Origin of the sequence: Pseudomonas sp. B21-017 (genome assembly GCF_024749245.1) — a bacterium.
Lineage (GTDB): Bacteria > Pseudomonadota > Gammaproteobacteria > Pseudomonadales > Pseudomonadaceae > Aquipseudomonas.
Genome location: NZ_CP087194.1, coordinates 2497400 through 2511749, shown reverse-complemented (window position 1 = coordinate 2511749; position 14350 = coordinate 2497400). Strand labels below are relative to the sequence as shown.

General features: G+C 59.9%; 11 protein-coding genes and 1 pseudogene. 8 read left to right on the top strand and 4 right to left on the bottom strand.

All coding sequences use genetic code 11. From position 1 onward, the window contains the following. Window positions 1–32: 32 nt before the first annotated feature. From uvrC to LOY28_RS11410, 4 genes and pseudogenes are all read right to left on the bottom strand, one after another. A complete protein-coding gene (gene uvrC / locus LOY28_RS11425; RefSeq protein WP_007933764.1) occupies window positions 33–1856 on the bottom strand; it encodes an excinuclease ABC subunit UvrC in 1824 nt (607 codons plus the stop codon). 2 nt (window positions 1857–1858) lie between these two features. Continuing rightward, window positions 1859–2500, bottom strand: coding sequence for a UvrY/SirA/GacA family response regulator transcription factor (uvrY, locus tag LOY28_RS11420; protein ID WP_008015884.1), 642 nt, complete (start codon window positions 2498–2500; stop codon window positions 1859–1861). Between the two features lie 127 nt (window positions 2501–2627). Beyond that, window positions 2628–3070: pseudogene (locus LOY28_RS11415) on the bottom strand (GNAT family N-acetyltransferase). Beyond that, complete coding sequence (locus LOY28_RS11410; protein WP_018927674.1) at window positions 3071–3829, bottom strand: carbon-nitrogen hydrolase family protein; 759 nt, start codon at window positions 3827–3829, stop codon at window positions 3071–3073. Between the two features lie 645 nt (window positions 3830–4474). On the opposite strand from LOY28_RS11410, the gene LOY28_RS11405 reads away from it, so the two are divergent. The 8 genes from LOY28_RS11405 to LOY28_RS11370 all read left to right on the top strand — a co-directional run bounded on the left by LOY28_RS11405 (window position 4475) and on the right by LOY28_RS11370 (window position 14240). After that, window positions 4475–5563, top strand: coding sequence for a 3-deoxy-7-phosphoheptulonate synthase (locus LOY28_RS11405; RefSeq protein ID WP_258613854.1), 1089 nt, complete (start codon window positions 4475–4477; stop codon window positions 5561–5563). A 276-nt stretch (window positions 5564–5839) separates the two neighbouring features. Continuing rightward, the gene (locus LOY28_RS11400; protein WP_018927672.1) at window positions 5840–6721 is read left to right on the top strand and encodes a triacylglycerol lipase; all 882 of its coding nucleotides are present in this window, start codon (window positions 5840–5842) and stop codon (window positions 6719–6721) included. A 95-nt stretch (window positions 6722–6816) separates the two neighbouring features. Next, on the top strand, window positions 6817–7098 hold the full coding sequence (locus LOY28_RS11395; RefSeq protein WP_007933754.1) for a peptidylprolyl isomerase: 282 nt from the start codon (window positions 6817–6819) through the stop codon (window positions 7096–7098). A gap of 135 nt (window positions 7099–7233) precedes the next feature. Then, the gene (locus LOY28_RS11390; protein WP_258613853.1) at window positions 7234–9102 is read left to right on the top strand and encodes an extracellular solute-binding protein; all 1869 of its coding nucleotides are present in this window, start codon (window positions 7234–7236) and stop codon (window positions 9100–9102) included. Further along, a complete protein-coding gene (locus LOY28_RS11385; protein ID WP_064617099.1) occupies window positions 9102–10163 on the top strand; it encodes a microcin C ABC transporter permease YejB in 1062 nt (353 codons plus the stop codon). The genes LOY28_RS11390 and LOY28_RS11385 overlap by 1 nt, the downstream gene beginning before the upstream one ends. Continuing rightward, entirely contained in the window at window positions 10163–11185 is a 1023-nt protein-coding gene (locus tag LOY28_RS11380; RefSeq protein WP_258613852.1) for an ABC transporter permease, read from the top strand. The genes LOY28_RS11385 and LOY28_RS11380 overlap by 1 nt, the downstream gene beginning before the upstream one ends. Before the next feature lie 14 nt (window positions 11186–11199). Continuing rightward, on the top strand, window positions 11200–12780 hold the full coding sequence (locus LOY28_RS11375) for an ABC transporter ATP-binding protein (protein ID WP_018927668.1): 1581 nt from the start codon (window positions 11200–11202) through the stop codon (window positions 12778–12780). A 44-nt stretch (window positions 12781–12824) separates the two neighbouring features. After that, the gene (locus tag LOY28_RS11370) at window positions 12825–14240 is read left to right on the top strand and encodes a sigma-54-dependent Fis family transcriptional regulator (RefSeq protein WP_258613851.1); all 1416 of its coding nucleotides are present in this window, start codon (window positions 12825–12827) and stop codon (window positions 14238–14240) included. Window positions 14241–14350: the final 110 nt, after the last annotated feature.

Below are 14350 nucleotides of genomic sequence, written 5' to 3'. Positions count from 1 at the left end.
GACACAACTGGCTACGAGGTGAGTTGGGCATTCTACTCGCTGTGCAGATTTGCATAAATCAACTCTGCGAGCTTTTTACTGATCCCGGGTGCTTTGGCGATCTCTTCGATGCTGGCACGAGACAGCTCCTGCAATCCACCAAAATGTTTCAACAAATCCCGTCGACGTGTCGGTCCGACACCGGCAACCCCCTCAAGCGTCGAGGTGCGGCGGGTTTTACCGCGCCGTGCACGGTGCCCGGTGATGGCGAAACGGTGGGCTTCGTCGCGGATCTGCTGGATCAAATGCAGCGCGGGGGAATCACCGCGCAAGGTGAATTCATGGGCCGCATCGTTGAGGTACAAGGTTTCGAAACCGGCCTTGCGCGTCGCCCCCTTGGCCACGCCCAGCAGAATCAGGTCGGGCACGGCCAGCTCATTGAGCACGTCACGGGCCATCGACAGCTGACCTTTACCGCCGTCGACCAGCAGAATGTCCGGCAGTTTGCCCTCTCCGTCCTTCAACTTGCTGAAGCGTCGGGTCAGGGCCTGGTGCATCGCGGCATAGTCGTCGCCTGGCGTGACGCCTTCGATGTTGTAGCGGCGGTAGTCGGACTTGATCGGGCCTTCCGGGCCGAACACCACGCACGACGCCACGGTGGCCTCGCCACTGGAATGACTGATGTCGTAGCACTCGAGACGTTGCGGCGGCTCGTCCAGGCTCAGCACTTCGGCCAGGGCATCGAAACGTGCCGCGACGTGTTGCCGGTTCGCCAGACGTGCACCCAGCGCCTGCTCGGCATTGGTGACCGCCAATTGCTGCCAGCGCGCGCGGGTGCCCCGTACACGATGACTGATGGTCAGTTCACGACCGCGCAGCTCTTCAATGGCCGCAATCAGGGTTGGAAAGTCTTCGTGAACCACGTTGACGATCAGCTCGCTCGGCAAGTCGCGTTCGGGACTGCTGATGAAGTACTGGCCGAGAAACGCCGCCATGACTTCGGAAACGTCTTCTTCAATACCCACCTGCGGGAAGAAGTTCTTGCTCCCCAACACCCGACCGCCGCGTACGCTGATCAAGTGCACACAGGCGCCACCCGGATTGACGAACGCTGCGATCACATCGACATCGCCCGTCCCGCCTTCCATGCTCTGCTGGTCCTGGACCCGGCGCAGCAATGAGATCTGGTCGCGCAATTCGGCGGCACGTTCGAACTCCAGATTGACCGCCGCCTCCTCCATGGCCGCGGACAACTCGTCCGCCAACGCGTTGCTGCGCCCTTCAAGAAACATCACCGAGTGGCGAACATCTTCGGCATACACCTCGGGCTCGACCAGGCCGACACACGGCGCCTTGCAGCGCTTGATCTGGTATTGCAGACAAGGTCGCGTGCGGTTCTTGTAATAGCTGTCTTCGCACTGACGTACAAAAAAAGCCTTTTGCAGCAGGCTCAGGCTTTCGCGGATCGCTCCTGCGCTGGGGTAAGGGCCGAAATACTTGCCCTTGGCCTTTTTCGCTCCGCGATGGATGCTCAAACGCGGGAACTGGCCATCCGAGAGAAAGACATAAGGGTAGGACTTATCGTCGCGCAGCAGGATGTTGTACGGCGGGCGCCATTCCTTGATCAGCGTCTGCTCGAGTAGCAAGGCCTCTGTTTCGTTGGCCGTGATGGTGGTTTCGACCTGGGCGATACGCCCTACCAGCGCGGCGGTCTTGGGAGCCAGACCGGTTTTGCGGAAGTAACTCGCCAAACGTTTCTTGAGATTCTTGGCTTTGCCGACATAAAGCAGACGGGCATCGCTGTCGAACATGCGATAGACACCCGGCCGCCCACTGACCGTCGACAGAAAAGCACTTGGATCGAAGGTTTCAGTCATTTTCAGAGGCTGGCATCAACCATGCCGTGACGAACCGCCAACAGCGTCAACTCGACATCGCTGCTGATCGAAAGCTTTTCGAAAATACGGTAACGGTAGGTATTCACTGTTTTTGGCGACAGGCACAGTTTGTCGGAGATGATCTGCACCTTCTGACAGCCGACAATCATCAACGCAATCTGGATTTCCCGCTCAGACAAGGCGTCGAACGGCGAATCGTTGGTTGGCTGGAACGATTTGATCGCCAGTTGCTGGGCAATTTGCGGGCTGATATAGCGTTGCCCGGCAAACACCAGGCGAATGGCCTGGACCATTTCCGGCAATCCGGCGCCCTTGGTCAGGTAGCCCGCGGCACCTGCCTGTAACAGGCGGGTTGGAAACGGATCTTCTTCGCACACGGTGACCGCGACGACTTTGATGTCGGGATGACTGCGCAATAATTTGCGCGTGGCTTCAAGACCGCCGATCCCGGGCATCTTGACGTCCATCAGCACCACATCGGGTTTCAACTCACGCGCTTTGAGCAGGGATTCCTCTCCCGACTCGGCCTGACCGACTACTTGCAGGCCATCGATGTCAGCCAGCATTCGTGTAATGCCTGTACGAACGAGATCATGGTCATCGACTACTAGCACCCTAATCAAGCAGACACCTCGCGATTTGGTCTTATTGGGTTGCCGGACACCTTAGCAAAAAGCGACTGGCAGACCTAGCGGAAAGCAGCATATAAAAAGTGTCAATTCTTCTGGCGAGGCTTGCTGGCAGTGTGTTTCAGCGATGCAGTCCATTGATATCACGCTGCATTCTCAGGAAACACTGGTCCTTGCCGACCACCTTCAGTCCTTTTCTCTCGTAAAGTATTTTTGCCGGATTATTTTCAAATACGGTCAGACGCAATGCCGGGCGCCGTTCCTTGCAGGCCATGGCGAATACCTGATCGATCACCCACGAACCGGCGCCCTGCCCCGGCACGCTTCAAGTAAATGCAATTCGCGGATATACAAGGCGCTGGCGTCACGGCTCAGGCTGACATACCCCATCAGTGTGTCATCACGCACAATCAGCCAGTTTTCGCGTCCCTCCCAAGCAACATCGAAAGCCTCGTCCTGCCACAACAGTTCATGTTGAATGTAGTAGCGCAGCATATTTCGACAAGTCAGGTCACGCGCGAAGTCCAGGTCACGAGACGTTGCCGGGCGCAATTCGAACCCCATTCAAGCCTCCGCGACAGTCACGATTTGCCCCTTCCAGCCGTCAGCATTGCGACGAGCAACCACCATGAGATTCCCCGTCCCCGGTGCCGCCGCAACCAACGAGCCGTCCGCCGCCCAGATTGCACTACGCCCTGCCGACTCCCAGCCACCCGTTGCGCCACCATGGTTGGCCATCAGTACCGCCATCGAGTGGGTGCGGGCATAACCTTGCAACAGTGCGGTATCTGGAGCGTAGCCGCTTTCTGTAATCAACACGCCCGCGGCATAAAGATCAGCGCCCTGCCGTGCCGCGGCGGCTGCATGACTGGCGTGAGAAAAATCGGCGCATATCGCCAACGCGACGGTGTCGGTACCGATCTTCAACGTCGAACCGCCTGTTCCCGGGGCAAATGCCACCTCCTCCCCTGGGTGCAAATGCTGCTTGCTGTAGATCTCGAGCGAACCATCGGCCCCCAATACCAGGGCACCGATCAACACCGGCGAATCGTCCGACAGACGAATCGGCATCCCGACGACACTGGTCACACCGACCTCCCGCGCGAAATCGCGCAGAGGTTGCAGCACTCTGGCGTCTGGCGCGATGGCCAGCTCCGCTGCCAGACCGCGCTCGTAGCCGGTCAGCGACAGTTCTGGAAACACCAGCAATTGCACGCCCTGCTCCGCGGCAACCTGCATGAAGCGCAGGTGCCGGGCAATATTGGCGGCAAGATCACCGGCGACGGAGATCGATTGTGCGGCGGCGATGGTCAGCGTCGTCATGGTTCGTCCCTCTGAGGTTGATGGTTTGGACGCCGGTTACACGCCGCCCGTTGCGTAAAGTGTGTCACAACTCCCGACGCACCCAACCGATAGAAACGTCCCGTGATGCCCGATAGCATTTTCTGATTGAATCCGCGTACCGGCCTCTAGTAAGCTCGGCTCACTCATCGGAGACAGACCATGTTCAACGCCCTCTCACCGCTTCGTACCGCCAGCGCCCCGCGCTCGGTTGCGGCTGCCCGGGCGAATGACGTTTGTGCTTCGGTCAGCTTTTATTTTGGGTATTGGTTTAGCCACTGGCGCGCCTGATACCCACACGGCGCCCACTTTAAACGGGTCGCCACCAGAGAATTCTCAACCCCCGGTCGGCCTCCCGACCGGGGGTTTTGTTTTTTCAGCCCTGAACATTTTTTGCGTTACACCAGACAACTTGAGGATTTACGACATGAATTACGCCACTTATTACCGTTACGACACTTTTACCGCCTGGCGATTTACCAGCTTCCGCTCGGGACAGCCTGCCGCCTCCGATCGGTCACCCACAGGTGGCAAGCACACACACGCAGCCAATCCGGCCAATTGTCGAACACCCCACTAGGGCCGAGCGCGCGGGACGACCCCGCCGCCAGCCCAGGAAGCCCGAATATGAACTCGTCCGTCTCTGCTCTGCCGCTGTCCACCTTGAGCCCTGCCAATGAAGCGCTGACCTTGCGTCTGCCCAGCTCATTGCAACTCAAACAGCAACTGCCACTCAGCAATGCCCTGACCCAACAAGTCGCCACCCACCGCCAGGCCGTCCGCGCGATCCTCAACGGTGAAGACTCCCGTCTGCTGGTGATCGTCGGTCCCTGCTCGATTCACGACCCACGTTCTGCCCTCGAATACGCCGCCAACCTGGCCCGTCTGTCTGCACAAGTCGGCGACGAGATGCTGCTGGTGATGCGCGCCTACGTCGAAAAACCCCGCACCACGGTCGGCTGGAAAGGCCTGGCCTACGACCCGCACCTGGATGGCAGCGATGACATGGCGGGCGGTTTGACCCTGTCCCGCGAATTGATGCGCGAAATGCTCCAACTGGGCCTGCCCGTTGCCACCGAGCTGCTGCAACCGATGGCCGCCGGTTACTTTGACGACCTGCTGAGCTGGGTCGCGATCGGCGCCCGCACCACCGAATCGCAGATCCATCGGGAAATGGCCAGTGGCCTGAGCATGCCGGTAGGGTTCAAGAACGGCACCGATGGTGGTGTGGCTGTCGCCAGCGACGCCATGCGCTCGGCCGCTCATCCGCACCGCCATTTCGGTGTCGACAGCCAGGGCCATCCTGCGATTATCCAGACACCGGGCAACCCCGACACTCACCTGGTATTGCGCGGTGGCCATCGCGGGCCGAACAACGACCGCGACAGCATTGCCAAAGTGCACAGCGACTTGACCAGACTCAAGATTCCGGCGCGGATCATGGTCGACTGCAGCCACGCCAACAGCGGTAAAGATCCGTTACGTCAGCCCGCCGTGTTCAACGACGTGCTGGAACAACGCCTGCAAGGTGATCGCTCGCTGGTCGGCATGATGATTGAGAGTCATCTGTTCGAAGGCTGCCAACCGTTGAGCCCTTCGTTGCGGTACGGGGTGTCGGTAACGGACGGCTGCCTTGGCTGGACCGGGACGGAACAATTGTTGTTGCAGGGCGCCGAGCGACTTCGTGCACAACGAAGCGCTCAGCAGCCAAAGTAAGCCGTGTCGCCGAGAACCGCGATGCAGCGCGATCGGGTCGGTTTGCACGGAAAAATGACCTACCAGAGGTAGGTCATTGAAAGAAATATCTCGGCCATCGTTAAAAAGATGTCCGGATATTCCGACCAAGACCTCACGCTCATTCGAGTTTTCGTACGATTTCTATTCCGTTTTCATCAGGTTACAGCGGCTTTTTCATACATCGCCGAGCAGTGGCTGTGCTTTAGAGTGCCCCCTTGAGCACACACCTGACCTACTCCGAAAAAGGAAATGTACATGCTACGGAATGCAACCACTGACTATCCGATCCTGCTGGTCCACGGGCTCTTCGGCTTTGATCGCATCGGCAAACTCGAACTGTTCCATGACGTCAAACAGGCCCTGAGAAGCGCCGGTGCGAGGGTTTTCATCCCGCACCTGTCGGCGACCCACAGCAATGAAACCCGTGGCGAACAGTTGCTGGTGCAGATCGAACGGGTACTGCAAGGAACCGGTGCAAGCAAAGTCAACCTGATTGGTCACAGCCAGGGCGCACTGGCTGCACGATATGCGGGGGCGCTGGCGCCACAGATGGTCGCTTCAGTGACATCGGTCAGCGGGCCGAACCACGGCTCAGAACTGGCCGACTTCCTGCGCAAGGCGCTGACGCCCGGGCGCCTGCCAGAACAGGTCGCCGGAGCGGTGGCCACCCTGTTCGCCGACTTCCTGTCGTTGCTCAGCGGCAACCGGCACCTGCCGCAGAACGCCATCGCCGCACTCAACGCGCTGACCACCGAAGGTGTCGGCGCATTCAACGACAAGTACCCTCAAGGGTTGCCGAAAACCTGGGGCGGCAAGGGTCGCGAACTGGTGAATGGCGTACGCTACTACTCCTGGAGCGGCACCCTGCAGGGAAACATCCTCGACGAAGGGCTCTATGCGCTCAACCCGCTGCACGGGTTCCTGCGGGCGTTCTCCCACTACTTCACTACCGAAGCCGAGCAGAATGACGGCATGGTCGGCCGGTTCAGCTCCCATCTGGGTAAAGTGATCCGTTCCGACTATCCGCTGGATCATCTGGACAGCCTCAGCCAGACCACAGGTCAAGTCCGCAAGGGCATCGACCCCATTGACCTGTATGTGCAACATGCCGAACGCTTAAGAAATGCCGGGCTTTAGACAATGCCTTAAGCTGGACGGCATTTTGAGAAGAAATAGCCCTCTGAATCCGGTAGGCTCCGCACTTTACTGAACATTGAATGGAGTATTTTCCCATGGCCAAAGCCACCGCCCGCCACATCCTGGTTTCCAGCGAAGCCAAGTGCAACGAACTCAAGGCCCAGATCGAAGCCGGCGCCGATTTCGCCGAAGTCGCCAAAGCCAACTCCAGCTGCCCATCGAGCCGCCAGGGCGGTGACCTGGGTTCGTTCGGTCCAGGCCAGATGGTCAAGGAATTCGACACCGTGGTTTTCAGCGCGCCGATCAACGTGGTGCAAGGCCCGGTCAAGACCCAGTTCGGTTACCACCTGCTGGAAGTGACCAGCCGTCAGGACTGATCAACCCCTGAGTTTTCTCCACAACGGCCCGCCTTTTGGTGGGCCGTTGTGTTTTCGTTACGTGATACGGCTGGCGAGGGACGCGCCGCTAGCGTACAAATTGTGCTTATCGATCACCCGGCTCTAAGGCTGACAATGCGACTGGCTTTCCCCACTTTACTGTTCACTGCCGTGGCCCTGCTGTTGGGCGCCGCCGGTGTGAACGCTGAACCGCAACAGGCGTTGACCGTGTACGGTGAACCGGCGAAGTATCCCGCCGGTTTCAGTCATTTCGACTACACCAACCCGCAAGCGCCCAAGGGCGGCACGATGCGTCGCTCGGCGCTGGAAATCGGTCATTTCGACCACATCCTGCCGTACATCGACAAAGGGATTGGCGTCACACAAGTCGATGGCTTGATCTACTCGCCCCTGGCCGTGCGTTCACTGGACGAACCCTACACCGTGTACGGCCTGGTGGCGCAGCAGATGGAGCGTTCCGACGATGGACTGTCCCTGCGTTTCTACCTGAACCCGAAGGCCCGTTTCGCCGATGGCAAGCCGATCACCGCCGAAGACGTGCGCTACACTTTCGACCTGCTGATGACCCAGGGCAGCCTGCGCTATCGCACGCAATTCGCCGACGTCAAAGGCGTCGAAGTGGAATCACCGCAAACCATTCGGTTCGACTTCAAGAGCAACGAAAACCGCACCCTGCCCCTCGACATCGCCACTTTGCCGGTGCTTCCCGAACACTGGTGGAAAACCCGCGACTTCGCCAACGGTGGCGGTTACGAGCCGCCGCTGGGCAGCGGGCCGTACCGCGTGAGCAAGGTCGACTCCGGGCGCAGCATCACCTTCGAGCGTAACGCCGACTGGTGGGCCAGGGATTTACCGGTCAGTCGCGGCCTCTACAACTTCGATCATTTCAGCATCGAGTACTTCGGCGACACCGACGTCGCCCGTCAGGTCCTGCGTGGCGGCGCCTACGACTACAACCGCGAATTCTCCGCCACCGCCTACTCCATCGGCTACGAGAGCCCGGCCTTGCGCGACGGTCGTCTGCAAAAAGCCCACCTGGCAACGCAGGCACCACAACCGTCCCAGGGTTTTGTATTTAACTTGCAAAACCCGATGTTCCAGGACCGCCGCGTGCGCCAAGCGCTGGCCATGCTCTGGGATTTCGAATGGAGCAACCGGCAGATGATGCGCGACCTGTACATCCGCCAGCAGAGTTTCTTTTCCAACACCGACCTCGCCGCCCGACAACTGCCCGACGCGGGTGAGCGGGCGATTCTCGAACCGCTGCGCGGGCAGATCCCCGACGAAGTCTTCACTCAGGTCTTCGAAGCACCGAAAACCGATGGCAGCGGCGTGATTCGCGACAAACAGTTGCAAGCCCTGGACCTGCTCGAACAGGCCGGCTGGAAACCCGATGGCGATCAACTGGTCAACGCCGAAGGTCAACCGCTGAGCTTCACCTTCCTGATCAGCCAGAACGGCATGGACCGATTGCTGCTGCCTTACAAGCGCACCCTGAAACAAATCGGCATCGACCTGAACATTCGGCGCATCGATGCCTCCCAGTACGTCAACCGCCTGATGTCCCGGGACTACGACATGATCGTCACCGGCTACCCGGTCACCAACTCGCCGGGTAACGAGCTGTACAACTACTTTGGCTCGGCAGCGGCCAGCGATCCGGGCTCCAACAACTACATGGTGCTGAAGAACCCGGCGGTCGATACGTTGATCAACGGCCTGGTCCGCGCCAACACCCAGGCCGACATGCTGCGCTACGCCCATGCCCTGGACCGTGTCCTGCAATGGAACTTCTATTGGATTCCCAACTATTACCCGCCCGGCAGTTCGACCGTGTGGTGGAACCGCTTCGGCATTCCCTCTGTACAAGCAAGCAATGACGAAGCCATCGAGAGTTGGTGGGAAGTCAGCTCCACACCCCTGACCAACGAACAGATGACCGCCGAACTCATCAAGCGCGGCAAATCCGGAGGGTCGCACTGATGTGGGCTTACGTACTGCGGCGCTTGCTGCTGATCATCCCGACTTTAGTGATCATTCTTCTGGTCAACTTCGCCATCGTCCAGGCCGCGCCCGGTGGCCCGGTGGAACAGGCCATCGCACACCTGCAAGGCATCGGTGGCGCAAGTATCGGCGGCGGTTCCAGTGAGACCATGCACGGCAGCTCTCGGGCCAGCCGCGGGCTCGATCCGCAGCTGATCAAGGAGATCGAAAAGCAATACGGCTTTGACAAGCCAGCGCCGGAACGCTTGTGGCTGATGCTCAAGAGCTACGCCCACCTCGACTTCGGCAAGAGCTTTTTTCGCGGTGCCACGGTCACCGACCTGATCCTGGATAAAATGCCGGTGACCATTTCCCTCGGGCTCTGGGCGACGTTGATCACTTATCTGGTGTCGATTCCGCTGGGCATCCGCAAGGCCGTGCACCACGGCAGCCATTTCGATATCTGGAGCAGCACCGCGATCATCATCGGTTACGCGATGCCGGCGTTCCTGTTCGCGATGTTCCTGATCGTGGTCTTCGCCGGTGGCACCTCGCTGAACTGGTTTCCGGTGCGCGGCCTGGTCTCGGACAACTTCGATTCGCTGTCGACGGTGGGCAAGATCGCCGATTACTTCTGGCACCTGGTACTGCCGGTAACGGCGCTGGTGGTCGGCGGCTTTGCGACCCTGACCATCCTCACCAAAAATTCCTTCCTCAATGAAATCACCCGCCAGTACGTGGTCACCGCCCGGGCCAAGGGCTTGAGCGAACGCCAGGTGCTTTACGGCCATGTGTTTCGCAACGCCATGCTGCTGGTGGTCTCGGGAATTCCCCAGGCCTTTATCAGCGTTTTCTTCGCCGGCTCGCTGCTGATCGAAGTGATTTTCTCCCTCGATGGCCTGGGTCGCATGAGTTACGAAGCGGCGGTATCGCGGGACTATCCGGTGGTATTCGGTTCGCTGTTCATCTTCACCTTGTTCGGCCTGCTGATAAAAATCATCGGTGACCTGTGCTACACCCTGGTCGATCCGCGTATCGACTTCGCCGCGAGGAACGCCTGATGTTCAAACTCTCGCCGCTGGGCCGTCGCCGTTTTGAACGCTTCAAGAAAAACCGCCGGGGCTGGTGGTCGTTGTGGTTGTTTGTCGGTTTGTTCCTGCTGACCTTGGGCGGCGAACTGATCGCCAATGACCAACCGCTGGTGGTCAGTTATCAGGGCTCGCTGTACTTCCCGGCGTTCAAACACCACACCGAGCAAGAATTCGGCGGCCAGTTGCCGTTTCAGGCCGATTTTCGCAGCGATTACGTGCAGAAGCTGATTCACAAGGGCGACGGCTGGATGCTGTTTGCGCCGATCCCGTTCAGCGACGACACGCCCAATTACGATCTCAATCAACCGGCGCCGAGTCCGCCGTCGAAGGTCAACTGGCTGGGCACCGACGATCAGGCCCGGGACGTGCTGGCGCGAGTGATTTTCGGGGCACGGGTGTCGATCCTGTTTGCGCTGATGCTGACGTTTATCAGCGCCTTGATCGGTATCGCCGCCGGTGCATTGCAGGGCTATTACGGCGGCTGGGTCGACCTGCTTGGTCAGCGCTTGCAGGAAGTCTGGTCGGGGCTGCCCGTGCTGTACCTGCTGATCATTCTGTCGGGTTTCGTCGAGCCGAATTTCTGGTGGCTGTTGGGGATCATGGCGTTGTTTTCCTGGCTGGCGCTGGTGGACGTAGTGCGCGCCGAGTTCCTGCGCGGGCGTAACCTGGAATACGTCAAAGCCGCCCGTGCGTTGGGCCTTACCGACCGCAAGGTGATCGTGCGACACATTCTGCCCAACGCAATGAACGCCACCCTGAGTTATCTGCCGTTCATCCTGACCGGGGCGATTTCCACCCTCACGGCGCTGGATTTCCTCGGTTTCGGCATGCCAGCCGGCAGTGCGTCCCTGGGCGAATTGATTGGCCAAGGCAAACAGAACCTGCAAGCGCCGTGGCTGGGGCTGACGGCGTTTTTCACCCTGGCGCTGATTCTTTCTTTGCTGGTATTCATTGGCGAGGCGTTGCGTGATGCCTTTGACCCTCGTTCTTGAAGCGGACTGGTGAAATGACTGACAACCTGATCGAAATCCGTGACCTCAACGTGGCCTTCAGTGGCCAGACCGTGGTGCGCAACCTATCTCTGGACATTCGCCCCGGCGAATGCCTGGCGCTGGTCGGCGAGTCCGGATCCGGCAAGTCGGTGACCGCCCACTCGATCCTGCAACTGCTGCCCGAAAACGGTACGCAAACCACCGGCAGCATTCGCTATCGCGGCCAGGAATTGATCGGCGCCGACGCTAACGTCTTGCGCGAACTGCGCGGTAACCGGATCGCGATCATATTCCAGGAGCCGATGACCTCCCTCAATCCGCTGCACAGCATCGAGAAACAGATCGGCGAAACCCTGCTGCTGCACAAAGGGCTGGGTGGCAAAGCGGCGCAAGCGCGGATTCTGGAATTACTGCAACTGGTGGGCATCCAGAAGCCCGAAGAGCGGCTCAAGGCCTACCCTCATCAACTGTCCGGCGGCCAGCGACAACGGGTAATGATCGCCATGGCCCTGGCCTGCGAACCGGAATTGCTGATCGCCGACGAGCCGACCACCGCGCTGGATGTGACGGTGCAGCGCAAGATCCTGCGGCTGCTCAAATCCCTGCAACAGCAGCTTGGCATGTCGCTGCTGCTGATCAGCCACGACCTCAATCTGGTGCGCAGCATGGCCCAGCGGGTGTGCGTGATGCACGCCGGGGAAATCGTCGAGCAGGCACCTTGCGAAACGCTGTTCACCGAGCCGAAACACCCTTACAGCTGTGTGCTGCTGAACGCCGAGCCGGAAGGTGAAGCCCTGCCCCGGGACGAGCGTGAAAACGTGCTGGAAGTGGAGAATCTGCAAGTGCAGTTCACCCTCGGTGGCGGGCTGTTCCAGCGTAAGACGTACCTGCGTGCAGTGGACGGCATCAGCCTGAACGTTCAGCGCGGCAAGACCCTGGGCATCGTCGGTGAGTCCGGTTCAGGCAAGTCCACGCTCGGTCAGGCGATCCTGCGCTTGCTTGATTCCGAAGGCAGCATTCGCTTTCAGGGGCAGGCGTTGGATGGCCTGACGCAAAAGCAACTGCGGCCATGGCGCAAGAAGATGCAGGTGGTATTCCAGGATCCTTTTGGCAGCCTCAGCCCACGAATGTCCGTGGCGCAGATCATCAGTGAAGGCCTTGAGGTCCATAGCCAGTCCACCCCTGCCCAATGCGAAGCCCAGGTAATCCGGGTGCTGGAAGAAGTCGGCCTCGATCCGCAAAGCCGTCATCGCTACCCGCACGAATTTTCCGGCGGGCAGCGCCAACGCATTGCCATTGCCCGCGCGCTGGTGCTCAAACCGGCGTTGATCCTGCTCGACGAACCGACCTCGGCGCTCGATCGCACGGTGCAAAAACAAGTGGTCGCCCTGCTCCGCCAGCTTCAGGAGAAATATGGCCTGACCTACCTGTTCATCAGCCACGACCTGGCGGTGGTGCGTGCCCTGGCCCACGACATGATCGTGATCAAGGACGGCAAAGTGGTGGAAAGCGGCGCCAGCCACACGGTGTTCGAATCACCGCAGCACCCATACACCAAAGAGCTGTTGGCGGCGGCGCATCCGGGGTTGGCATAATCCCTGCGATGTTTTGATCTTGATTTCCAAAAATGGACACTCCGATGAACACCACCGAAAGCCTCAAGGACTACCAGCGCGTTCGCACCCTGGCGATCCGCTCGCTGTTCGAGATCATCGAGCAATCGAGCGAAGGCACGGTGATTGTCGACCGCGATGCGAACATTGTCTGGATGAACGAGCGCTATGCCCGGCGATTCGGCCTGGAGTCGGCCGCAGGCGCCATCGGCAGGGCCTGTGAAAGCGTGATCCCCGGCAGCCTGTTGCGCGAGGTGGTGCGTACCGGACGGCCGATCCTGCTGGACATGCAAGACACCCCCAAGGAACCGCTGGTGGTGATGCGCCTGCCGATTCACGACGATGCCGGCGCGGTGATCGGCGCCATCGGTTTTGCCCTGTTCGACGAATTGCGCAGCCTGTCGCCAATGCTCAAGCGCTACCTGAGCATGCAGGAAGAGCTGGCGTCCACCCGTTCTCTACTGCGGGCGCGACAGACCAAGTACAACTTCGCGCACTTCATCGGCACCAGCGCCGCCAGCCTCGAAGTCAAACGCCGCGCCCGACGCAGCGCCAGTGCAGAGTCGCCGGTGTTGTTGCTCGGTGAAACCGGCACCGGCAAGGAACTGCTGGCCCAGGCGATCCACGGCGCATCACCCCGGGCGCATAAAGCCTTCGTCAGCATCAATAGCGCAGCGATTCCCGAGTCGCTGCTGGAAGCCGAGTTCTTCGGCACCGCGCCCGGCGCGTTCACCGGCGCCGATCGCAAGGGCCGCGCCGGCAAGTTGCAAATCGCCCAGGGCGGCACGCTGTTTCTCGACGAAATCGGCGACATGCCGCTGCCGCTGCAAAGCAAGTTGCTACGGGTGTTGCAGGAGAAGGAATTCGAACCGGTGGGCTCCAACGAGGTGATTCAGAGTGATGTGCGAGTGATCGCCGCCACCTCCACCGATCTGGTGGCGGCGATCAAACGCGGCGAGTTTCGCGCCGATCTGTATTACCGCCTCAATGTGCTGCCGATCCAGGTCCCGCCCCTGCGTGATCGCCTCGACGACCTGCCGGCCCTCAGTGAAGCGATCCTTGAGGAACTGCGCAGCCAGCACGAATTGAACCGCGAAGCCCTGGATTTGTTGGGGCAACACGCCTGGCCGGGGAACATTCGTGAACTGCGCAACGTGCTGGAGCGGGCGGCGTTGCTCAGTGATGACTTGATGCTGAACGCGGCGGATATCCGCGCGGCGATTGGCAGCTTTACCCCGGTGGAGCGTGCGGCGCCTCTGCCCCTTGAGCCGATTGCCCATGAAACCTTCAGTGAGGCTCGCGAACGGTTTGATCGGCAGTTGATTGAATCGACCCTCGCGCAATGCGGTGGGAAGGTAATCGAAGCGGCGGCGCGGTTGGGGCTGGGGCGGTCGACGCTGTACAAGAAGATGGCGGCGCTGGGGATTGCTGAGTCTCTATAAAGAGACATGCATCTCTATTGGTAGATAGGGCCTCTTCGCGGGCAAGCCTCGCTCCTACGGGTCGTGCAATTTCGTAGATAACCACACTCCCGTAGGAGCGAGGCTTGCCC

What these genes read in the sequence shown, in the direction of transcription:
- uvrC (WP_007933764.1), bottom strand. Translation starts at nt 1,856, where the DNA reads ATGACTGAAACCTTCGATCCAAGTGCTTTTCTGTCGACGGTCAGTGGG.
- LOY28_RS11410 (WP_018927674.1), bottom strand. Translation starts at nt 3,829, where the DNA reads ATGACGACGCTGACCATCGCCGCCGCACAATCGATCTCCGTCGCCGGT.
- LOY28_RS11405 (WP_258613854.1), top strand. Translation starts at nt 4,475, where the DNA reads ATGAACTCGTCCGTCTCTGCTCTGCCGCTGTCCACCTTGAGCCCTGCC.
- LOY28_RS11400 (WP_018927672.1), top strand. Translation starts at nt 5,840, where the DNA reads ATGCTACGGAATGCAACCACTGACTATCCGATCCTGCTGGTCCACGGG.
- LOY28_RS11395 (WP_007933754.1), top strand. Translation starts at nt 6,817, where the DNA reads ATGGCCAAAGCCACCGCCCGCCACATCCTGGTTTCCAGCGAAGCCAAG.
- LOY28_RS11390 (WP_258613853.1), top strand. Translation starts at nt 7,234, where the DNA reads ATGCGACTGGCTTTCCCCACTTTACTGTTCACTGCCGTGGCCCTGCTG.
- LOY28_RS11385 (WP_064617099.1), top strand. Translation starts at nt 9,102, where the DNA reads ATGTGGGCTTACGTACTGCGGCGCTTGCTGCTGATCATCCCGACTTTA.
- LOY28_RS11380 (WP_258613852.1), top strand. Translation starts at nt 10,163, where the DNA reads ATGTTCAAACTCTCGCCGCTGGGCCGTCGCCGTTTTGAACGCTTCAAG.
- LOY28_RS11375 (WP_018927668.1), top strand. Translation starts at nt 11,200, where the DNA reads ATGACTGACAACCTGATCGAAATCCGTGACCTCAACGTGGCCTTCAGT.
- LOY28_RS11370 (WP_258613851.1), top strand. Translation starts at nt 12,825, where the DNA reads ATGAACACCACCGAAAGCCTCAAGGACTACCAGCGCGTTCGCACCCTG.